Origin of the sequence: Pontibacter qinzhouensis (genome assembly GCF_008017455.1) — a bacterium.
Taxonomy (GTDB): domain Bacteria; phylum Bacteroidota; class Bacteroidia; order Cytophagales; family Hymenobacteraceae; genus Pontibacter; species Pontibacter qinzhouensis.
On the sequence record NZ_VRTY01000016.1, the window covers coordinates 25,883 to 47,299 of the forward strand.

General features: G+C 46.5%; 15 protein-coding genes and 1 pseudogene. 4 read left to right on the forward strand and 12 right to left on the reverse strand.

All coding sequences use genetic code 11. The annotated features are described in order from the left end of the window. Positions 1–63 precede the first annotated feature (63 nt). The 4 genes from FVR03_RS06105 to FVR03_RS06120 form a co-directional block, all read right to left on the reverse strand. Positions 64–921, reverse strand: a complete 858-nt coding sequence (locus FVR03_RS06105; RefSeq protein WP_147920852.1) for a transketolase — start codon at positions 919–921, stop codon at positions 64–66. 956 nt (positions 922–1,877) lie between these two features. Next, positions 1,878–2,327 (reverse strand): thioredoxin-dependent thiol peroxidase, encoded by a 450-nt coding sequence (gene bcp, locus FVR03_RS06110; protein WP_147920853.1) that lies wholly within the window; start codon positions 2,325–2,327, stop codon positions 1,878–1,880. Positions 2,328–2,337: 10 nt separating this feature from the next. Next, positions 2,338–4,230: a M23 family metallopeptidase gene (locus FVR03_RS06115; protein ID WP_255474090.1), complete on the reverse strand. Its 1,893-nt coding sequence runs from the start codon at positions 4,228–4,230 to the stop codon at positions 2,338–2,340. Then, the gene (locus FVR03_RS06120) at positions 4,217–4,828 is read right to left on the reverse strand and encodes a fumarylacetoacetate hydrolase family protein (protein ID WP_147920854.1); all 612 of its coding nucleotides are present in this window, start codon (positions 4,826–4,828) and stop codon (positions 4,217–4,219) included. Before FVR03_RS06120 ends, FVR03_RS06115 begins: the two co-directional genes overlap by 14 nt. 684 nt (positions 4,829–5,512) lie before the next feature. Here FVR03_RS06120 and FVR03_RS06125 point away from each other — a divergent pair. Next, positions 5,513–6,310: a M48 family metallopeptidase gene (locus FVR03_RS06125; RefSeq protein WP_147920855.1), complete on the forward strand. Its 798-nt coding sequence runs from the start codon at positions 5,513–5,515 to the stop codon at positions 6,308–6,310. Between the two features lie 422 nt (positions 6,311–6,732). Beyond that, positions 6,733–7,410 carry a hypothetical protein gene (locus FVR03_RS06130; RefSeq protein WP_187270057.1) on the forward strand — a complete coding sequence of 226 codons (678 nt, stop codon included), beginning with the start codon at positions 6,733–6,735 and terminating at the stop codon, positions 7,408–7,410. 174 nt (positions 7,411–7,584) lie between these two features. Here FVR03_RS06130 and FVR03_RS06135 read toward each other — a convergent pair whose 3' ends face one another. Both FVR03_RS06135 and FVR03_RS06140 read right to left on the reverse strand, forming a co-directional pair. After that, entirely contained in the window at positions 7,585–8,397 is an 813-nt protein-coding gene (locus FVR03_RS06135; RefSeq protein ID WP_147920857.1) for a 3'-5' exonuclease, read from the reverse strand. A 12-nt stretch (positions 8,398–8,409) separates the two neighbouring features. Then, positions 8,410–9,798, reverse strand: a complete 1,389-nt coding sequence (locus FVR03_RS06140; protein ID WP_147920858.1) for a UDP-N-acetylmuramate--L-alanine ligase — start codon at positions 9,796–9,798, stop codon at positions 8,410–8,412. Between the two features lie 156 nt (positions 9,799–9,954). Here FVR03_RS06140 and dnaB point away from each other — a divergent pair, with 156 nt between their 5' ends. Beyond that, positions 9,955–11,529 (forward strand): replicative DNA helicase, encoded by a 1,575-nt coding sequence (gene dnaB, locus FVR03_RS06145; protein WP_147920886.1) that lies wholly within the window; start codon positions 9,955–9,957, stop codon positions 11,527–11,529. Between the two features lie 129 nt (positions 11,530–11,658). On the opposite strand, the gene FVR03_RS06150 is transcribed toward dnaB, so the two are convergent. From FVR03_RS06150 to hppD, 6 genes and pseudogenes are all read right to left on the reverse strand, one after another. Further along, positions 11,659–11,838, reverse strand: coding sequence for a hypothetical protein (locus FVR03_RS06150; RefSeq protein WP_147920859.1), 180 nt, complete (start codon positions 11,836–11,838; stop codon positions 11,659–11,661). 117 nt (positions 11,839–11,955) lie between these two features. Then, entirely contained in the window at positions 11,956–12,540 is a 585-nt protein-coding gene (locus tag FVR03_RS06155; protein ID WP_147920860.1) for a nitroreductase family protein, read from the reverse strand. A 184-nt stretch (positions 12,541–12,724) separates the two neighbouring features. Further along, positions 12,725–16,228, reverse strand: a complete 3,504-nt coding sequence (locus tag FVR03_RS06160) for a DUF7619 domain-containing protein (RefSeq protein WP_255474091.1) — start codon at positions 16,226–16,228, stop codon at positions 12,725–12,727. A 132-nt stretch (positions 16,229–16,360) separates the two neighbouring features. Then, positions 16,361–17,191: pseudogene (locus FVR03_RS25165) on the reverse strand (6-bladed beta-propeller); the annotation flags it as partial. A 257-nt stretch (positions 17,192–17,448) separates the two neighbouring features. Then, a complete protein-coding gene (locus FVR03_RS06165; protein ID WP_147920862.1) occupies positions 17,449–19,179 on the reverse strand; it encodes a phospho-sugar mutase in 1,731 nt (576 codons plus the stop codon). 172 nt (positions 19,180–19,351) lie between these two features. Next, positions 19,352–20,446 carry a 4-hydroxyphenylpyruvate dioxygenase gene (gene hppD, locus FVR03_RS06170; RefSeq protein ID WP_147920863.1) on the reverse strand — a complete coding sequence of 365 codons (1,095 nt, stop codon included), beginning with the start codon at positions 20,444–20,446 and terminating at the stop codon, positions 19,352–19,354. A 144-nt stretch (positions 20,447–20,590) separates the two neighbouring features. On the opposite strand from hppD, the gene FVR03_RS06175 reads away from it, so the two are divergent. Continuing rightward, on the forward strand, positions 20,591–20,989 hold the full coding sequence (locus FVR03_RS06175; protein ID WP_147920864.1) for a hypothetical protein: 399 nt from the start codon (positions 20,591–20,593) through the stop codon (positions 20,987–20,989). Positions 20,990–21,417: the final 428 nt, after the last annotated feature.

A 21,417-nucleotide genomic window follows, 5' to 3' on the forward strand; every position in this document is an offset into this window, starting at 1 on the left:
TAATTGCATGCAGAGCCTGCTGCTTTACCTTATAGGGTAACAGCTGGTTCGGTAAGCGTTTGGTTAGTAATCGGAGGCAGCTTCTACAGCGAGTTGCTGTAGTGCAACCTGCAATTGCTCATCGTTAGGAGCCACGCCATGCCATTTGTGCGAGCCCATCATAAAGTCAACGCCAAAGCCCATCTCCGTATTCATTAGCATAAGCACAGGTTTTCCTTTACCAGTGGCTGCTTTTGCTTCATCAAGTGCCGGGAGCAGGGTTTCGAAGTTGTTGCCGTCAGCTTCGAGCACATGCCAGCCAAACGCCTCGAATTTCTTGCGCAGGTCGCCATGGGAGAGAACCTCTTCGGTAGAACCGTCAATCTGCTGGCCGTTCAGGTCTACTGTTGCAATAATGTTATCTACTTTGTTGTGTGGTGCATACATAATAGCTTCCCAAACCTGTCCTTCGTCCAGCTCGCCATCGCCCATCAGCACATATACCAGGCTAGGGTCGTTGTTGAGTTTTTTGGCAAGGGCGGCACCAATGGCTACCGATAAACCCTGGCCCAAAGAGCCGGATGCAACACGGATACCTGGCAGACCTTCTTCAGTAGCCGGGTGGCCCTGCAGCCTGGAGTTCAGTTTACGGAACGTAGCCAGTTCGCTTACTTCAAAGAAGCCGGCGCGGGCCAGGGTGCTGTAGAACACAGGCGAAATGTGGCCATTCGACAAAAAGAACAAGTCTTCGCCCTGACCATCCATTTTAAAATCAGTGCTGTAGTTCATCACTTTAAAATACAGCGATACAAGATAGTCTGTGCAGCCCAGGGAGCCGCCCGGGTGGCCCGAGTTCACAGCATGTACCATTCGCACGATATCACGACGCACTTGTGACGCAATCTGCTTTAGTTCTTCAGTGCTTTTGTTGTGTGGATTCACTTCGATAGATTTCGTTAAAGTTTATTAGTGTCAAAAATACAAATATTATTGTAAAGTGCTAAAGATGAGTCTAAAATTACGGTATTATTCGCATTTTAATTCATCTTAAGCCTTTAGCCAGCCTTACATATGCTCGTGCGCCTGTTGCGGCGGCAATTTATCTGTCGGTTAAATATCAGCATAACTTTGTTTCCCCACAATCATTCGTTTAAATCTCTTAAAAACTTTATGGAGTAACTACTGATAGTAACTTCTGCAGTGGCAAGCCTGCCTTTATGGCGCTGCCTGGCAAGCCAGATTAGGTGCTTGTGCGGCAACAATGGCAGCCGATCTTAACTCTTAGTTTTAAGCATGTTAAGATCGCAGGACAATTTACGCCAACGTTGGCATAAAACAAATTTAATTGAATAAAAACTAATGGTGGTTTGTGGTGTGGGAGGATGGCAGCAGAGATATAGGAAAGAAAACAGCTCTGCCGAAATGCATCGGGAGAGCTGTTTTGTGGCTGTAAAATAGGGCAGGCAGAATTATTTACTGATGTTACGCAGTTAGTTTATAAAGCGGGCCTTTAAGTATTGGTTCCAACTTTCTTAGCTGCTACTTGATCCGGTGCCCTTAAGCATTATCGTTTTATTAGTAGAGGTCTTAGCGCTCGCGGCTGGGGAAAGGGCCCTATGACAGCGGGGCCTCGTTCTTGGGCATCGCGCTGCTGCATCTTTCCTGCCCGCAAGCGGGCTGCCGCTCCCGCGGCACCGGAAACCTGCAAAGGCGCTCAACTCAAGAACTGGTATCAAGTGCTACAAGCCTCAGCTACACCGCCAGTAAATTATTTTGTTGGGTTGGGAGAATAAAATTTAACAGAATATCCTTAGTGCGTAACATAAATTATTTAAATGAAAATGCCCTTCCGACAGCTTTTGGACTAAGAGCCTTCAAGGGTAATAGTAGAAGTGTAATTACTTCAGGATCTGGGCAGCGTGGTCAGCGGTTTTTACTTTGGTTATGATTTCCTGAATAATGCCATTCTCGTCGATTACAAAGGTGTAGCGCATGGTGCCCATGTATTTGCGGCCGTACATCGATTTCTCCTGCCAAACGCCATATTGCTCCACAATTTTTTTGTCGGTATCGGCTACCAGGGTAAACGGTAAATCGAACTTGCTGATAAACTTCTGGTGCGATACTTCATCGTCTACACTCACGCCTAGTACCTCGAAGCCTTGCTGCTGCAGGTCGCTGTAATTGTCGCGGAGGTTGCAGCTTTGGGCAGTGCAGCCAGGGGTGTCGTCTTTCGGGTAAAAATAAAGGATCACTTTTTTGCCCCGGTAATCGCTGAGTTTTATGGGGTTGCCGTGCTGGTCTTTGCTCTCAAAATCGGGGGCGATATCTCCTTTTTTCAGTTCCATAGGTTTTAGGTTAAATGGTGGTTTTGAAAATGGCCTCGTTGCCGGCAGTATCTCTTACTGTTAAAATTACTTCGCCGGACAAAGGTTTACTTTTGTCTAATTTTTCGGAGTAGATAGTAGCTGTTTTGTGCTCGAACTTCATCAGCAGCCACTCTCCGTTAACGTAGGCGTTAAACGAACTCAGGCCGGAAAGGTCATCTGAAATCCGGAACTTGATCTGGTCTTTATTCTTGCTCAGGAGCTTGATAACCGGTGGCTTTTTGTCTTCAATTACCCGGAACTTGCCCATGTTTTTGGTCGTGAAGGTAATGGAGTTGCCATTCCAGGTGCCGCCGGTAAAGCCACGGCCACGACCCAAACCCAGGAAATAAACATACGCCTTCGACTTGTCTATTATAGGAGTAGATGGCGTAACGGTTACCTTCATGGCCTGGTGTAAAGGCGTAAAAAAGTCGCCGATGGTATAGACATCGCCTTCCAGACTGGTTTGCAGGTAAAGGGTGTCGTATAAAGAGGCTTTGTTAAATTCTACTTTCAGGTACTTATTGGTATACTCTACCTCTCTGCCGGGAGGAATTACCTTTTGAAAACTTAGAGGCCTGGAGATGCCGCAAAAATGCATGGAATCGGGAAACCCAGCCCGCAGGTCGTATAAGTTTACCGACACGGAGTTGCGGGTGTAGCTTGGCACCAGCAGCATTTTACGGTTCGCCTTGTATAGCTCCACATTGCGGGGCGTGGCCGATGTGTCGGTGGCGCTGATTTTCAGGATGTTGCCGATTACCTCATACTCAATCTTTGGTTCCTTTACCTGCTTTGCCAGCGTTTGGGAGAAGCTCGGTTTCTGGCCTTTCAGCACAAAGCTGAGGGTTGAGGTGTTCTCATAAGAGTCTTTCGTTACAATCCGGACCTGGTAAGTTGAGTCGGGGTGCACATTCAGGCGACCGCGGTTCTCGGGAGCGGTGTAGAGCGGCAGGTCGTTTCCGTAATCGACAAAGTTTTTCTGGAATGTGCGGCCATTGCGCTTGTACATAGGGTAATTAATATGCTGAGAAACCTGCCGCGACAGCTCAAACGGCACCTTGTCGATGTGGTGGTTGTAGAGCTGCCGGTTGTTTACAAAAACGGTAATGTCCTGGGTGCCATTCTTGTTGTCGGCACCGTCGAGGCGGTCTATTGTCTGTAATTCCAGCCCCAGCAGCCCGTGGCCATACACGGTGTCGGGGAGGGTAAAGGTATTGCCTGCTTTTTTAGTGGCGAACTCCGCGCGGCCAAACTCCTGGTTTACGCGCGCATAAATGTTAAGCGGCTGAATACCGAGGGTATAGATCTCGGGTGGCGTGGTGTCAATAATCTCGGTAAAGCCAAACTTGAGCGGGTTGTAGAGTTTATCTTCTGTATCGCGTACCTCGAAGTGCAGGTGCGGACCGCCAGAGCCACCGGTGTTACCCGATAAAGCAATTACATCGCCTTTCTTTACCGGGAACAGGTTTTTGTCAGGAAACAGCTCCAGCTCAAAGGTTTTGCGTTTATACTGCTCCTGCAGCATGTACTCGGCCAGCGGGTTGTAGAACGAGAGCAGATGCGCATAGGTCGTAACCAGCCCGTTCGGGTGGGTAATGTAGATGATATTGCCATACCCGTAGGTCGACATCTTTACACGCGAAATGTAGCCATCTGCAGCAGCATATACGTTCAGGCCCACCCGTTGGTCGGTTTTGATATCGAGCCCGCCATGGAAGTGGTTAGACCGGATTTCGCCCATGGTGCCCGACAGGAAGTTCCGTTGCCCCGGCTTAATCGGGAACATGAAATAGCCAGGCGGCACAGTAGGCTGGGCCAGCAAAACCAACGACGAAAGTGCAAATAGTATAGATAAGGGGAGGTGTTTACTTAACTTCAAAATCGAGTAATTTTCTGTCTTCAATGTAGCCTTCTAATTTGTCGCCGATTTTTACAGGACCCACGCCTTCTGGTGTGCCTGTAAAAATAAGGTCGCCGGTTTTAAGGGTAATAAACCTGGAGACATAAGCCAACATGCTGTCGAAGGTGTTGAGCATCATGCTGGTGTTGCCTTTCTGGCGCAGTTCGCCATTTATCTGCAAACTGAAGGTAATGTTGCTCAGGTCCGGCAACTGGCTTACCGGCAAAAACTCAGACACAGGAGCAGAGCCGTTAAAGCCTTTGGCGATGGTCCAGGGGAGGCCTTTGGCTTTGGCTTTGGCCTGAATGTCGCGGGCGGTAAAGTCGATGCCCAGCCCAATAGCATCGTAATATTTGCCGGCAAACTTGCTGTCTATGTTCTTGCCTTCGCGGCAGATGCGCAGCACCAGCTCTATTTCGTGGTGGATGTCGGTGGAGTAGTCGGGGTAGTAAAAGGGTTCGTTGTTGCGCAGTATGGCTGTGTCGGGCTTAAAAAAAATAACAGGCTCATCCGGCACTTCGTTCTTCAGTTCTTCAATGTGCGCCGCATAGTTGCGACCTATGGCAATAATCTTCATATAGCAGTTTTAATTCTTCACTCAAAATTAGCCTTTCTAACGTTTCCATTCAGGAAAAAATATCAGAAAAAAAGAGAAAGTTTGGCGCCCAGGTGCTTCGCCCTAGTGATTAGCAGTATTTCAAAATCAGAAGTGAGGGAGCTGGAACTGTTGTAGTGCCTTTAGAAGCGTATTGAGCCAGTTTAAAGCAGTGGCAGGTGCCGAAGTAATTTTATAAGCACTGCTATGGCAGGAAATGCAGCCATGGCAAGAGGTTTTTTAGCTAATCCGGAAGGTGGGCACTGGTTTAAGTTCTGCCCCTGGAGGCCAGCAGGCGAAAATATCTTCTGAAGGCCAGTTTCATTAGAAAAATTTAAAAACCATTCTGCTAAAACAGGAGTAGTATGCTTCAGCCGCAGGTAAACCAACTGGCAGGAGCTTTGGCTGCCAAGCTCAAAGTACGGTAGTTGGTGCATAAAATACCACTTTGGTGCCTTATTGTGCTTTAAAACTATTTATATCTTGTTTCTCGTATAAACGAACACAAATATTGGACAAAAGCAAGTGTGTTGAAAGCACTTTAACGCAGTAAATGGCGGCGGTTTTTAATATTTGATCATCACTATATTTAATTAAAGAAAGTGGTTAAGTAGATTTGGTTCAAAATTTGAAATGATCAGCTTAACTGTTAAAAATCTCAAGCATATGATAAAGCAAATAATTACGTTTACACTAGCCGTTGTAATGTTGGTGGCATGTACCACCGTACCAATTACGGGCAGAAGGCAGTTTAGCCTGGTACCTGATTCGCAGATGATGGCGCTTAGCTACGATGCCTACGACCAGTTCCTGAAAGAGAACAAACTATCGAACGACGCACAAGCCACGGCCATGGTAAAACGTACCGGCCAGAAAATTCAGAAGGCAGTGGAGCAGTACATGGCGCAGAATAACATGACAGACCAGCTGCAGGGCTTTGCCTGGGAGTTTAACCTGATTCAGGATGACCAGGTGAATGCCTGGGCGATGGCCGGTGGTAAAACAGTGGTGTACACCGGGCTTTTGCCGGTTGCTCAGAACGAGACAGGCCTGGCCGTAGTTATGGGCCACGAAATTGCACACGCCATTGCCAAGCACAGCAGTGAGCGCATGAGCCAGCAACTGGCCCAGCAGTTTGGCGGTGTAACGCTGCAGGCGCTTTCCTCTACACAACCACAGGTTACGCAAACGCTTATCAACACGGTGTATGGTGTAGGTTCGCAGGTGGGTCTATTAAAATATGGCCGCACCCAGGAGTCGGAAGCTGACCACCTAGGGCTTATTTTTATGGCCATGGCCGGGTACAACCCGCAGGAGGCAATTCCGTTCTGGGAGCGTATGCAGGCGAAGGCAGGCGGAGCCTCGCAGCCTGAGTTCCTGTCTACGCACCCTAGCTCCGAAACCCGTATCTCTAACCTGCGCAGGTTAATGCCCGAAGCACAGAAATATTACAGAGGAAATTAGTGCTCTTTCAAATTAGAAATTATAGCAGAAATGTTCTCCGGCAGATTTTCAGCGTTAAACCTGCCTAAATAATTAACGTGAAGGAGTAATGTGTAAATGCTATTCTAATATGATGGGTATGCCTTTGGCAAAATTCTAATAAAATCTTCTTAAAGGGCATATTCATTAGAATAATTGGTTTTCCACTCGACACCTCTTTATAGGATATATTTAGTTGTAGGTGCCGGGCCACAAGCGGTACGATAAAAATTGTCCGGAAAAAAGGCTTATGAGATTTTTAATGGTGTATAAAGGTCAGTTTGACTATACGCACCGGGAGCCTCAGAAACCATTTTTCAGGATTTATTATGTCTGTTAAATTTAATATAAAAAAGAAAAAATAATAATATTATATTGCGTTGTTTCTTAAATTAAATAATTACATGAATAAATTTACCTTTAAAAACCACTGTTCTGCTGCCTCAGGCAAAAGAACTTTATTTTTTAGCTTCTTCTTTGCATTGCTTCTGATGGGAGCCTGTACTAACAGCGAGGGAATTCCGGAAGAAAGCGATTCTGATTTACTGGACGCCATTGAGGCCGATGCAGCATCAGCAGATACGGCAGGAGAGGGAGAACTGGCTCTTCCTAAAAAAGAGTACGATGGCCAGCTGTTGGCACAGGTCGTGTTCGACTCAGTAGATTATATTGTGTCGCCGGAGCAGTTGCTACAACCTTTTATTCAGGAGTTTGGCGATGGCACTGTAGTCGATAAAGTAATGATCAGGAAGGTGCAGGAAGACAAAGGCAGCAAACCTGCTTATTATGTGGTCGGTATTGGCCTGCTGAATGGTGCTTTCCGATCTATGGCGCTGCCTCTCGATGTTGCTTCCGATAACAGCCTGTATTTGAGCACGCAGGCTACCAAGTATATCTGCAACGGTAACACCAGCTGTGGCTTTTGTTTTTTTACCTTTAAAGGCAACGAGATTGTTGGCTGCTCCTGCGATACAAATCAGCAAGCCGACCCGAACCAATGCAAGCAACAAGTTACCGAAGGCAATATGCTATTGAAACGTGGCGTAAAGCTCAGACGGTACAGAGACCTGACGGAAGGGTAGTATTGTATACCCTTGAGGCCAAGCGGGCTGAAATGCTTCCGGAGGCAGTTTTTGTTTGAATAATTTACCCTGATACTTCTTGTGATTTCTGTAGGAGGTGGTAAAAACGCAAAGCGGCTGCTCCTGGTAAAGGGGCAGCCGCTTTGCGTTTTTTAAGCAGTGTTGGTAGCTAGATTAAGAAATGCTGCTCTGCAGGCTGCGTAGCCTGATGCGGGTCAGGATTTTTTTGGTGTACAGCGGGAAATCGCCTTTCATCATCCAGTCGTAATAGCTCGGTTCTTTTTTCAGAACCTCTTCTACCGGCACGTTGCGGTGCTTACCAAAGTTGAAAACCTCTTCGCCTGCGTTGTTATAGATAATGCGCCCCGAGAGGTCGGCCGTTTTCTGGAACGTGAACTTGTGCAGCTGCGCCATATCGTTCTGCACCGGAAACTCCTCTACGCCTTCTTTGGTCTCAAGAGGCGTGCTCTCGTAGCGGTCTAACTGGGCCATCAGAATTTTGTAGGTGGCAACGGTGTCGGCTTCTGCGCTGTGGGCATTGTCGAGTTTCTCGTTGAGGTAAAACTTGTAGGCAGCTGAAAGTGTTCGTTGCTCCATTTGGTGAAAAACACGGCACACATCTACAATGTGGCGGTTCTCTATATCGAAGTCGATATTTACCCGCAGAAACTCCTCGGCCAGCAAGGGTATGTCGAACCTGATCAGGTTGTAGCCACCCAGGTCGCAGCCTTTCATAAACTGATCGAATTCACGGGCAAGCTGCTGAAACGTTGGACAATCCTGCACATCCTCATCATAAATATGATGAATCAGACTAGACTCCAGCGGAATCGGGATGGTGGGATTAACCTTTTTGGTCTTCAGAATTTCTTCGCCATCGGGCTTAATTTTCAGCATACTGATTTCTACAATACGATCTTTGCAGATATCGGTGCCTGTGGTTTCGAGGTCGAAAAAAATGATGGGGCGCTTGAGCTTCAGTTTCATAAGTGAGCCTTTTTAGGATAATTGCAGAATTGCCTTGCTAAGCGCCTCCAGGTTTAAATTATTAAAAGTGCCTGAGCTCATGAGCAACAGGTTGGTATTTGTAAAGTTGAGATTCTCTAGTTCCTGTTGAAGAGCCTCCGAGTCGGTAAAAACCTTGATGCGATTGTTGCCAAAACCTGCTTTTATTTCGTCTTCCGTGAGCAGCTGCATCTGCTTGTGCGCAATGGTGTCAGGGTTAAAATACACGATTGGCGTGTCGGCTTTGTCGAGTGCTGCCTGGTATTGTGGCAAAAATTCTTTGTTCAGGCTGCTGAAGGTGTGCAGCTCCAGGCAGGCCACCAACCGGCGTTGCGGAAACTGCTGCTTCACGGCTTCTGTGGTCGCTTTTACTTTAGAAGGAGCATGTGCAAAATCCCGGAAAATAACTGTCTGGTTATTCTCACCTATTTTTTCGAGACGCTTGGCGGCACCTTTAAAGGTTTTAAGGGCTTCGTAAAAATCGTGCGCTTTAATGCCAAGCTTTTTGCAAACCTCTTTTGCCGCGCTGATGTTGCGGAGGTTGTGCTCGCCAAACAGTTGAATTTCCACATCGCCCTCTTTTTTGGTCTGCAGAATAGTTTTGCCATTCCGGATGGTATACTCATGTACGCCATAGCCGATATAATCTACGGTTTCGGGGTTGCGAGGTATGCTTACCAGTTGGGCCTGCTCATCGTCGCGGTCATAAATAAGGGCGCCGGCTTTGGGTGTCATCTCGGCAAAAATCCGGAACTGCTCCCTATATATCTCCTGCGTCGGGAAAACATTGATATGGTCCCAGCTGATGCCACTGATAACCCCGATGTGGTGGTGGTACAGGTGGAATTTAGGCACTCGCTTAATGGGGTCAGACAAGTACTCATCTCCCTCAATAATAATAACAGGGGCGTCTTCAGTCAATTTCACCATGCGGTTAAAACCTTCGAGTTGCGCACCAACAGCATAATCGAACTTGCGGTTGAGGTGCCGCAGCACGTGCATGATAATGGAGGTGATAGACGTTTTGCCGTGGCTGCCCCCGATAACAATGCGCTGTTTGTCTTTAGACTGCTCGTAAATAAACTCCGGGAAAGAAAAGATAGGAATACCCAGCTCCTGTGCTCTTAAAAGCTCCGGGTTATCGGGGCGTGCGTGCATGCCCAGAATAACGGCATCGGGTTTAGCTTCCAGTTTCTCCGGATACCAGCCTTCCTGGGGCGGTAATATGCTGGCTTCCGCTAACCTGCTTTTAGCGGGTTCAAAAATCTCGTCGTCAGAGCCAGTCACTTTCAGGCCTTTGTCGTGCAGGGCCAGCGCCAGGTTGTGCATAATGCTCCCACCCATTGCAATCAAGTGAATAAACATAAATTCCTTTCTCTCCATAAGTCGTGCAGGTATAATAGCAATCTCACAAATTTAAAATTCATTCCCTAAATAAAAATAGGGCACTGGCAATATGTTGATATCTTCGGGGTGAATGTGGATTACTCTGGCTGCTTTGTGGATTACTAAAATGCGATGTTGGTTAAATTTGTAAATATGGAGGAGATGAAAACAAACGTGAGGCCGGCTACCAACCGGAACAACTGGACAAAAAGAGCACCAGCTGTGTCGGAGCTTGGCAAAATGCCGCCACAGGCCATCGACCTGGAGGAGGCCGTTTTGGGTGCGCTGATGCTGGAGAAAGATGCCCTGACAACAGTAATTGATATTCTGCGTCCGCAAAGTTTTTATAAAGAGTCGCACCAGCGTATTTTCAAAGCCATACTGGCCCTGTTCGACAAATCGGAGCCAATCGATATTCTGACGGTTACGCAGGAGTTGCGCGAAATCGGTGAGCTGGAACTTGCCGGTGGCGCTTATTTTGTAACGCAGCTAACCACCCGTGTAAACTCTGCTGCCAACATCGAGTACCACGCCCGTATTATCTCCGAAAATTCCATTAAGCGTGACCTGATCTCCATTTCATCTGAAGTACTGACCAGGGCCTTTGAAGACACCACCGACGTATTCGACTTGCTGGACAGCACCGAGGCAAAGCTTTACGAAGTTTCGGAATCGAACATCAGGAAGAACTTCGACGACATGCGCTCGCTCATGCACCAGGCTCTGAAGGAACTGGAGGAGAAACGCAAGCAGGCCGACGGTTTAACCGGTGTGCCCAGTGGCCTTACAGCACTGGACCGCGTTACCTCCGGCTGGCAGAAATCGGACCTTATTATATTGGCTGCCCGCCCTGCTATGGGTAAAACGGCCTTCGTACTTTCCTGTCTGCGCAATGCCGCCGTCGATTTTAAAAAGGGTGTAGCTATTTTCTCACTCGAGATGTCGTCGTTGCAGTTGGTTAACCGTTTAATTTCTTCGGAAGCTGAACTGGATTCTGAGAAAATTAAGAAAGGCAGCCTGGAAGAATACGAGTGGGCGCAACTGAACCACAAGATTTCGAAGCTCACCGAAGCTCCTATCTTTATTGACGATACGCCCGGTCTTTCTATCCGGGAGTTGCGTACCAAATGCCGCCGACTGAAAGCCCAGTACGATATTCAGATGATCATTATTGACTACCTGCAGCTGATGAGCGGCAACTCCGATGGCAAGGGTAGTGGTAACCGGGAGCAGGAAATTGCCTCTATTTCGAGGGCGCTTAAAATGCTGGCAAAAGAACTGAGCGTGCCGGTAATTGCCCTTTCGCAGCTAAGCCGCGCCGTAGAAACACGTGGTGGCGATAAGAGACCAATGCTATCGGATTTACGTGAATCGGGGTCTATAGAGCAGGATGCCGACATGGTGCTCTTCCTGTACCGCCCCGAATATTACGGTCTTACCGAAGACGAAATGGGTAACCCAACAGCCGGTATAGGCGAGGTGATTATTGCCAAACACCGTAATGGCTCACTGGAGAACGTGCAGCTGAAGTTCATAGGCAAGTACACCAAATTCACGAACCTCGACAACGACTACAGCAGCGGAGACAGCGGCTTTAATGCACTACCTAACAGCACCTTCGATACAGAGTCGCCTGGCTTCATACGCCTGGGCAGCCGCATGAACGATGGCGGTGACAATGGTGGCGGTGGCTTCCCTGCTTCGAATTTCGAGGAACCACCGTTTTAGAGGCTAGATTTTAGATATTAGATTATCGATTATTAATAGAAAAGCCGCTGCAAGTACTGCAGCGGCTTTTCTATTTCAGTTGAATTTTAATTTTTTGGATAAGCCTTATGATTGACCCTTGACGAGATTTTAATAATTTGCCTTTTGGAGGCTGTTTCCATTGGAATAATTCGGAACTACCTGTGCAATAAAGTCTGCAGTGTTTAATCGGGCAATTAACTCACGAGCAATTTTTCTAATGAAATTGGCCTTCCAAAGCATTTTATTCAAAATACCTTCAAGGGTAAAGCCTGCAATTGCTGCTGCCATTCAGAAAAGCGTATTTAGTCTGAATCAGAGTTTACAGAATTTAGAAAATCTGCTTTAATGATCTTCAAAATGATTCACTCATTCTCTCATTCAAAAATCAAAATTCAGAAACGGCTTCTACATCCACTGCACTTTCTCTTCAAGCGGAACAGTACGTTTGCCATTGCCAGCAGCCTTGTCGGAGTAGCCGAGGTAGAGGATGCCAAGCACCAGGTCTTCTTCGCGGAGTTGGAGGTATTCTTTCATGGCAGGTTTATAAGCCATGCCGCCGGAGCCCCAGTAGCTGGCAATTCCGAGTGCGGTTGCGCCAAGCAATATGTTTTGGATGGCGCAGGAGGTGGCAGCGATTTCTTCCAGGGCAGGTATTTTAGGTAAATCACCCCGTTTCATATAAGCTACAACGAGGTGCGAGGCGCCATCACCCATGTGCAGCAGCTTTTCATAATTAAAAATCAGAAAATTCTCTTCGGGCGTATTGGCTTTGTAAAGGTCAGCGTGTGCCTGGCAGAATTCTTTTACTTTTTCGCCTGCATATACTCTAAAGCGCCACGGCTCTGTGTGGCCATGTGTGGGTGCCCAGTCTGCCAAGCGTAGCAGTTGCTGTACCTGCTCATCAGGAATTGACTGCCCGTTCATCTGGGCCGGTTTGGTCGTTCTTCTGTTTTGAATTACCTGGGCTATTTCTGAAAATATATTGTTCATGTGTTGTGCAAAATTTTAACAGCACAAAGATAAGCAATAGACGAGATATGGAAGAGAGCAACCGGACTACCTAAACCCGAAGGAGTGGTGAGGTTAAGAATTGTAAGGCGTATAACTGCCTGCACATGAATAAAAATGCAGGCAGTCGGCTGTTAAAAATTACTCTGCGGGCTTCAAAAGAAATTTACAGTAGGACCACTTGCTTCACTATTATTCCACGTGCGGTGTAGATCCTCATAAGATAAATACCTCCTGCGTGAGAAGTCAGGTCGACCTCCAATTTATCTGCCTGGCCGGAACTTAGTTGCTCCGCTTGTACCAATTTTCCTCTGGCATCAAAAACCTGTAAACTAAAAATATCAAAATCAGCTTTTAAAAAGTCGAGGGTAAAGCGACCTGAACCTGGGTTAGGGTAAAGGGTAATGGCTTCCTGGGGTGTTAATGGCTCTACCACAAAGCTTGCTTCGGCCCGGCCGCCACTGCCAGCCACTATTACCTTTCCTGTTTCCGCACCTCTAGGAACGCGCACGGTGTAAGAAGTGGCTGAAGATGTGATTACTGCTGCCTTTAGGTTGTTGAAGAGAATGGTGTCTGCCTTGCCGATGGCTGCGAAATGAATCCCTTTCAATTCCACTTCGGTACCTACGCTGGCACTAGCTGGTAGCACTTCGGTGAGTTGGGGAGCTGGTATAATAGCAAATGGCCTGACTGCTGTACCGCCCGGAGTCGTAACGCTTAGTTGGCCTGATTGAGCTCCTTGCGGCACCCTTACCTGCAGCACCTGCTCACTGGCCTGTAGTACCTCTGCCTGTATGTTGCCGAATTGCACCGTATTGTAAATAACCTCAGGAGCAAAGTTCAATCCTTTTATACGAACCTTTCCGCCAACGCGCTGCATGGCTGTGTCGGTGGCTGTGATGCCTGGTGTGTGCCAGACCCGGAAGGGTTGCATGCTTACATGTTCTCCGCCTTTGGTGAGCACCTTAAAATTACCAGTAACTGCCCCTGCCGGTATGGTTACTACAAGTTGGTTCTGCGTTTGTCGTTTTACATCACAAAGTATGGCCCCCAGCATTACTTGCTCCAGAAGATCCTCCGTCAGGTAATTTCCTGTGAGCGTTACTTCAGCTCCTACTGTGCCCTGGGCAGGCAGGACGCTGCTGATAACCGGTGGCTGGTACACCATGAAAAGTAATGTACTACTGGTGCCTCCATTTTCAGTCAGAATTTTGAGTGTTCCTGTGCTGGCTCCTGCAGGTACACGCACTTTCAGGTTCTGCGCATCGCCTGCCACTACTTCTGCCAATACCCCGTTAAAGTAGACCTTATTATGCCGGAGATCTTCAGAGAATTTGGTTCCTGTTACAGTTACCTCTGTTCCGAATTTACCGGTAGCAGGACTAAAGTTTGCTATGGTAGGTGTCATAATCACATCATCGGCAACTATTCTGTTCTGCTCTTTTATCTCCTGCGGAAGGTCATAAATCCGGTTTATTGTCAGGTTGGTGCGGATGGGAGAGTTGTAATCGAAGAAGATGTCGGCAAAGTTTTCTATGGCAGTTTTTTCTGGCAGATCTACTTTGGGCTGAATGCTGAACTGAATGTAACCGTGGCTGCCGGGTTCGTTGCTGGTGCTGTCGGGCAGCATAATGTTATGGAAGGTCCAGGTTAAGACGGGTTGCCCTTTGCCGCTCACGCTGAAGGTGTAGTTATGGGATATTGTTCCCATTTGCAGTGTAGCTAAATCGAGGTGCTGCGACAGGGTATCTACCACCACTACCCGGTAAGCAACGTCTGTTCCTGTGTTCTGGAAACGTATTTTATACTTTAAGTTGGCACCTGTAGCAGTGTAGTTTTGCTCTGTCAGGCCGACTGGTGTTACCAGTTTATCGTTGGGGTCGTAAGAGTCGATAATAGGCAGGCATTCTTCGGCTACTTCAGCCTCTTCGTCGTCTGTAGGAAAGGTATTCACAAAGTTTTTGCTGACAGCCATCCGTGCTGCAACCTCCCGACAGGCTTCTACAGTTGCGCTGGCGAGGGTGTTATCACCGTTCCCGTCCGGCTGATCTGCCTCTAACCGGATGGTTTTTCCATTGGCGGGGATTTGCAGCACCATGCTGTCGCCGGCGGCAAGCTGGTAGTCTTCCACGGTGGCCAATTGCCCGTCCTGATATATTCTGTAGCTATTTTTCGCCGGCATAGCTTTCTGCCCAATGTTCCTTATTACGAACCGGATGTGGCCTGTGGCATAGTTACACACTCCTGTAACGGAAGTAGTAGCTTTACCACCTGTTGGCTGGTTTACGGGTGTAATCCAGGCTCTTGTGCAAACGGTGAGGCCGCGTATGCTTTCGTCACCACAGATGACGGAGTCTTGAATAGTGATAGAGCCATTCTTTCCAGCTGCTATAGTACCTGCCTCAAAGGCATAAGTTCCATCACCAAGGCGCGTGTAGGGTTTATTAGCAGACTTTAGCACTACGTACTCTGGTAGTTGCAGGTACACTTTAGCATCTTTGGCTGGTGCAAAACCGGTGTTGCTGTAGGTAACGGTGGTGGTGCCAGGGAAACAGCGGCGACGGCGGTCGGAGGAGACGCTGACAGAGAGGTAGGGACTTGCTTTTAGTTCGGTACCGATATTATTACCTGAATAGGTGTTGCCATAACTACTAAATTGTATTTCTTTGGCTTCAGGTTTACAGAAGAACTTTGTTTGATTTTCTCCCTTATTTTCAACTGAAGGTATAATAGTATAGTGGCCTTTATCTACCTGAAAAGAATAATTCCCAAGCTCGTCTGTAATGGTAAAATAAGGTCCTGGCTCTGCCTTTAAAATTATATTGGCAAGCCCATCTTCAGAAGGGTCTAAAACACAGTCATTGTTTTTATCATAATAGAGTTTGCCGGTAATAATATTATATTGGAATGAATAATCAGTTTCGTAGATGCTAATCATATCCATTAAGTTGATGGAGGAGGCGATTGTTTTTCCATCGTGGCTTAAGGCTATGTTGCTAGCTTTATGAGGTAAGGAAGCCACCACTTTACCTCTTCCGTCATAAACGTTTATAGAGCCATTGTGTGCTGCTACAAGAATATGACCATAGGCATCTGAAGAAATGCTGGCATATCTCACCTGGTCGAATTCGTTTGTTCTAAATGTGCCAAATTGCTGCAGAAAAACTCCTGATGAGGAGAATTTCTGAATTCTGTTCCCATTGATATCTGCTATAAAAACATTGCCAACCGGATCTAAACATACATCAAGCGGCTTCCATAGTTGTCCTTGCTCTTTCCCGACGGAAGCAATTTTAAATAATATTTTTCCCTGTGCACTATATTTAATTAGTGTGTTGCTGTTGTAATTGGTAACATACATATTACCATCTGTGTCTACGGCCAGACCTGCTGAAATATGTCCATTAGCATTAGCGTCATAGGATCCTTCAATGCCTGAAAGTGTCCCTAGTTTATTGCCAAATTTATCAAATTTCTTTATGTTAAACTTCCTGTTTTCTACATCTAAAATATAAACGTTTCCTGCATCATCTACTGTCATAGTCTGTGGGTTAACTATGCCAGCACCTGATCCTCCCATTGCAAGTACTTCCTGTTTTGCAGGGTTGTATTTAACCACCTTGCTATTCTCCAAATTGAGTGTAAACAGGTTCTGATCTTTATCGAACATCAATCTGGTAGGACTTATCAAATCTCCCCATTGTTGGACAAACTGTCGATTGGTGTCAAACATTCTTATCATTCTTGAATAACCTAAATACATGTTGTTCTTGCTATCAAAGAAAATACTAGAGTGAGACCTAGTAAAAGGAGATTCGTTCTTAATTCTTACATTGTGCTTAGATTTCAACTGTCCAGAAGCGGTAAAGACAGAGGTCAAATCAGCTAGGCCAGTCAAATAAAGATCACCGTTATTGTCAATTCTGGAATGAGAAAAGTAGCCAAGGCTACCTTTTCTTACCTCATCCTTATCAAATTGCTGTACGATATCTCCAGTTGTGTTTAATATGGTTATTAGTTCGAACTGGGAATTACTACTATGATCTCTTTTGGTTTCTGATAAGTATATATAGTTTCTTTTATCGAAACTTAAAGTAATGTTTGAGCTAAAAGCTTGCTCGAAAGGGTCAGCAAGTGTTATTTTTCTTAGAAATTTACCCTGTTTGTTATAAACGTATAGCTGTCTGTTGTATAAGATGTTTAGGTTAAAATTGTTATCGAATAACATTAAGTGGCAGGAAGGAAAGTCATTTGATCCTGTACCGGAATTCGGTATAGCTGATAAAAATTGACCATTACGGTCATATTTATAAATCTGATTTTTAGCTCTGTTATACAGGTAGGTACGTTGGTCATCATCAACAGCAATGTAAAGGGGGCTGCCATTTGTGTCAGAATGATTGGAGTATTGTTTTCGATCAACGTAAAACTCAGATATTACTTTGCCACTCTTGATTTTTAAGACTTTTATATCATCAATTATGTAAAAATTATCATCATTATCCATGGCCATGCCTCTGTTACTAAATGATGGATTACTATCAATTGTATATTTATGCCTATACTCTAATGATTGGGCATGTGATAATGTCACTGCTAAAAGTGACAGGAGAAGTATAAATACAACTTTCATAAAGTAGCAGGTGAATTAAAGTGACGATAAATAGAATGGAGCTTAACAATATTAGATTTCTTCCTAAGTATTGTTCAACTACTATTCTATTAATATTAACAAATTACAACATGTAAATATAGGTATATTAATTTGTATTAAAATTAAGATTATAAGTGTCTTTTTTTGCTCACAGGCACTAGCTGCATTTCTTAACAAAAACAGCCTGCACCGCTTTACTAGCGATACAGGCTGCTGGAAATTTAGAAAAAGGACTTCTATTTCAACTTCAGGTCAATCTGAATTTGCTCTATCTTCTGATTCAGTTTCTGCTCCGTGGCATCAAAATCTGCAGCTGAGGCGAGAGGCTCTTTTACGCTGAAGTAGAACTTGATTTTAGGCTCGGTGCCAGACGGACGCGCAGAAATCTTGCTGCCATCTTCGGTCAGGTACTGCAGCACGTTGGAGCGCTCCATGTCTATAGTAGTTTCTTCGCCAGTTTGCAGGTTTTTCTGTATGCCGGTTTTATAGTCGGTGATGAGCACTACTGGTGAGCCTGCAATGGTTTGCGGCGGATTGCTGCGCATGTCGGCCATCATCTGCTGAATTTCCTCGGCACCGCGCATGCCTTTTTTCGTTATCGAAATCAGTTCTTCTTTGTAGAAGCCGTGTTGGGTATACACATCCAGCAACATCTCGAACAACGTCTGGCCTTTGTCTTTGGCTACGGCAGCCATTTCAGCGATCAGGGCGCATGACGAAACCGCATCTTTGTCGCGCACAAAATCGCCGGCCAGGTAACCGTAGCTTTCTTCGCCACCACCTATGTACTGCTCCTTGCCTTCGAGTTGCTTTATAAGCTCTGCAATGTACTTAAAGCCGGTCAGGGTCTCGTACATTTTCACGCCATAGCTATCGGCCAGCTCTTTAATCAGGTCGGTAGTTACGATGGTTTTTACCACGAACTCTTTGCCTGTCAGCTTACCGGCTTTTTGCCAGGCCAGCAGCAGGTAGTTGATGAGGAGGCTACCGGTTTGGTTCCCGTTCATCAGCACAAATTCGCCTTTGTGGTTTTTTACGGCTATGCCTACACGGTCAGCGTCGGGGTCGGTTGCCAGTACGATGTCGGCATCGAGTTCGGCTGCTTTCTGCATCGCCAGGTTCATGGCATCTTTTTCTTCCGGGTTCGGGTAAACTACTGTTGGGAAGTTGCCATCTGGTGTTGACTGCTCCTCTACCACGTGCACATTTGTAAACCCAAAACGCTCCAGCACGGCAGGAACCAGCGTAATACCGGTGCCATGAATCGGAGTGAAAACTATTTTGAGGTCGTGCTGGCGCTTAATAATGTCCTGCGAAATAGAAAGGCCGAGTACTGCCTGCAGATAGGCTTCGTCTACGGCTGCTCCAATCAGTTCAATGTTTTCGGGGTTAGCCTCGAACTTTACATCGTCTATGGAAGTGATTTTGTTTACTTCGGCAATAATGTTTTTATCGTGCGGGGCAGTTACCTGGCCTCCGTCGTTCCAGTAGGCTTTGTAGCCGTTGTACTCTTTCGGGTTATGGGAAGCTGTGATGACCACACCGCTCTGGCATCCCAGGTGGCGAATAGCAAACGACAACTCAGGAGTAGGACGCAGCGCCTCAAAAAGGTAAACTTTTATACCATTGGCAGAAAAAATGTCGGCTACTATGCGAGCAAAGGTGTTGGAATTGTTACGGCTATCGTGCGCAATGGCCACTTTAACCTGCTCGCCAGGAAAGTTTTGTTTCAGGTAGTTGCACAAACCTTGTGTTGCCATGCCCAGTGTGTAGCGATTCATGCGGTTGCTGCCAACGCCCATAATGCCACGCAGGCCGCCTGTTCCAAATTCCAGGTCTTTATAAAAGGCATCAGCCAGGGCTTCTTCCTGGTTGTTGTCTACCAGCGTTTGTATTTCGTTTTTAGTGGCTTCGTCGTAGTTTCCAGTAAGCCAGGCATCTACTTTCTGGCGGATTGCTGTTTCCATGTTTTATCTTAAATGTGCTTAATATGCTTTATTAAATTTTATGACCAGCAACGGGCAGGCAAAAAAAATCACCCCGGTTTTATGTGCCCACAGGAACTGATGTGAAGCAATTTGCTGCTCAAATTAAAGAAAATCCGGGTTTAATTAACAGGCCGAATACTTTAATTTTTGATTAAAGGTTGCCTCGAAGCTCCTGTTCGCGTTCAATAGCTTCAAATAATGCTTTAAAGTTGCCTTTCCCGAACGATTTGGCTCCCTTGCGCTGAATAATTTCATAAAAAACAGTTGGGCGGTCTTCTACCGGTTTGGTGAAGATCTGGAGCAGGTAGCCTTCGTCGTCACTGTCTACCAGTATGTTCTGCGCCTTCAGGGCTTGCATGTCTTCGTCTATAGTTCCTACACGATCAAAAAGGTCTTCGTAGTAAGCCTCGGGCACATACAGGAACTCGATGCCACGGCTCCGCAACTCCGATACAGTGTGCAGAATATTGTCTGTGGCAATGGCAATGTGCTGCACACCGGCACCGCGGTAAAACTCCAGGTACTCATCTATCTGCGATTTTTTTCGTCCTTGTGCCGGTTCGTTTATCGGGAATTTAATGTAGCCGTTCCCATTCGATACGACTTTTGACATCAGGGCGGTATACTCGGTGCTGATGTCGCTGTCGTCGAAGGTTACAAGCAGGTTAAAACCCATTACTTTCTCGTAGAAAGCTACCCATTCATTCATTTTGCCAAGCTCCACATTGCCCACGCAGTGGTCTACATATTTTAAACCCACTGGCTCCACCTGCAACCCCGACTGCCGTGCCACAAAACCTGGCATAAACGGGCCGCTGTAGTTGCGCCGCTCCACAAAGGTGTGGATGGTGTCGCCGTAGGTGTGGATGGAGGCCAGCTTTACCTCGCCATGTTCATCTGTTAGCGTTTGAGGATCTTGGGCCGGTCTGGCACCTCTGGCTACTGTTTCCCTGAAGGACTTTTCAGCATCATCGACCCAAAGGGCAAGCACTTTTACACCATCGCCATGCTGCTGCACGTGCCGGGCAATGTCGGAGTCGGGGAGGAGGGAGGTGGTGAGCACCAGTCGTACCTTTTCCTGGGCCAGCACATAGGAGGCCCTGTCGCGCATGCCTGTTTCGGGGCCGGCATAGGCTATCAGCTTAAATCCGAAGGCAGTCTGGTAAAAATGTGCCGCCTGTTTGGCATTACCCACATAAAATTCGATGTGGTCGGTGCCGTTTAATGGGAGGATATCTGTAGACATAGGCTTTAAAGAATTTGTGCGATGAAAGTAAATTACTAGTTTTACGCAGTATCCCGGATAGGTGTAGCAGAAATCAAATTATCAATCTGAATATTTGCAATTTCTGAGGCATGTTAACAACTTTGTAAAAAATCACGAATAACTATGAACGCAACTGCACTGAATAACTCCCTTGTAGCCATTATACAGAAGAAGGAGGAGCTGAACGCACTAGATTATAACGATGCGCGCTACGACGACATTGAGGAGGAACTGCACGACCTGGAAGATGACTTTAATGAAGAGTACGGTGATTTTCTGGAGGATGTGCTGGAAGATGTGCATGCCAAACTAAAATCAGATACTGACCTTTTGCTGCCAACAGCCTATGTGTCCAGCTCGCTGGATGTGGCTTCGGTAAACAAGGACGGAGAAAAAGAAGGTGTTTGGGTAGAGTCTGATGAGTTTCCGGGAGTAGACATGCGCCTGGTGCTTGTTGCCAACCCCGCCCGCTTTATGGTGCTGATCGGCGATCAGGCCCGTGAGCTCTGGAAGGCAGAATAACCAAAATAAGAAGCTTACTAGTGCCGCACTTTCTGTTGTCAACCCAGCAGGCAGTGCGGTTTTTTGCTTTTTCGGCATTTGCAAAAGAACGTGATCAAAAGAAGTAGTTAACACTCCTGTTAGGTAGAATTATTCAAATTAAAATGACCTTCAGAAGCTATTGGGAGCCTTTTGGGGTCAAGGGTACCTGTCACGCTGAGTGCGCGCTAATAAATGTATTTGGTACACCCTGGGCAAGATTTTGCCAAAAAACCTTCCGGAGGCTATTTTTATTCGAATAATTGCTCCTTCAGGTGGCTTAACTTAGCTTATTTCAGGTAGCCCCAAACTGATGCAGCTATTCCTGCTGGTACCCTGAGAGCCGGATAAAGCAGCTGCAGCAGGAGAACTTTTTCAGAGCTTGTAAAATAATTTTAGGAAATCCTGTT

Bases quoted from the DNA above. Each gene is read 5' to 3' on its own strand.
- FVR03_RS06130 (WP_187270057.1), top strand. From the start codon at position 6,733: ATGAATAAATTTACCTTTAAAAACCACTGTTCTGCTGCCTCAGGCAAA.
- FVR03_RS06175 (WP_147920864.1), top strand. From the start codon at position 20,591: ATGAACGCAACTGCACTGAATAACTCCCTTGTAGCCATTATACAGAAG.
- FVR03_RS06140 (WP_147920858.1), bottom strand. From the start codon at position 9,798: ATGGAGAGAAAGGAATTTATGTTTATTCACTTGATTGCAATGGGTGGG.
- FVR03_RS06160 (WP_255474091.1), bottom strand. From the start codon at position 16,228: ATGTTCGATAAAGATCAGAACCTGTTTACACTCAATTTGGAGAATAGC.
- FVR03_RS06155 (WP_147920860.1), bottom strand. From the start codon at position 12,540: ATGAACAATATATTTTCAGAAATAGCCCAGGTAATTCAAAACAGAAGA.
- FVR03_RS06150 (WP_147920859.1), bottom strand. From the start codon at position 11,838: ATGGCAGCAGCAATTGCAGGCTTTACCCTTGAAGGTATTTTGAATAAA.
- FVR03_RS06120 (WP_147920854.1), bottom strand. From the start codon at position 4,828: ATGAAGATTATTGCCATAGGTCGCAACTATGCGGCGCACATTGAAGAA.
- bcp (WP_147920853.1), bottom strand. From the start codon at position 2,327: ATGGAACTGAAAAAAGGAGATATCGCCCCCGATTTTGAGAGCAAAGAC.
- hppD (WP_147920863.1), bottom strand. From the start codon at position 20,446: ATGTCTACAGATATCCTCCCATTAAACGGCACCGACCACATCGAATTT.
- FVR03_RS06165 (WP_147920862.1), bottom strand. From the start codon at position 19,179: ATGGAAACAGCAATCCGCCAGAAAGTAGATGCCTGGCTTACTGGAAAC.
- FVR03_RS06135 (WP_147920857.1), bottom strand. From the start codon at position 8,397: ATGAAACTGAAGCTCAAGCGCCCCATCATTTTTTTCGACCTCGAAACC.
- FVR03_RS06125 (WP_147920855.1), top strand. From the start codon at position 5,513: ATGATAAAGCAAATAATTACGTTTACACTAGCCGTTGTAATGTTGGTG.
- dnaB (WP_147920886.1), top strand. From the start codon at position 9,955: ATGGAGGAGATGAAAACAAACGTGAGGCCGGCTACCAACCGGAACAAC.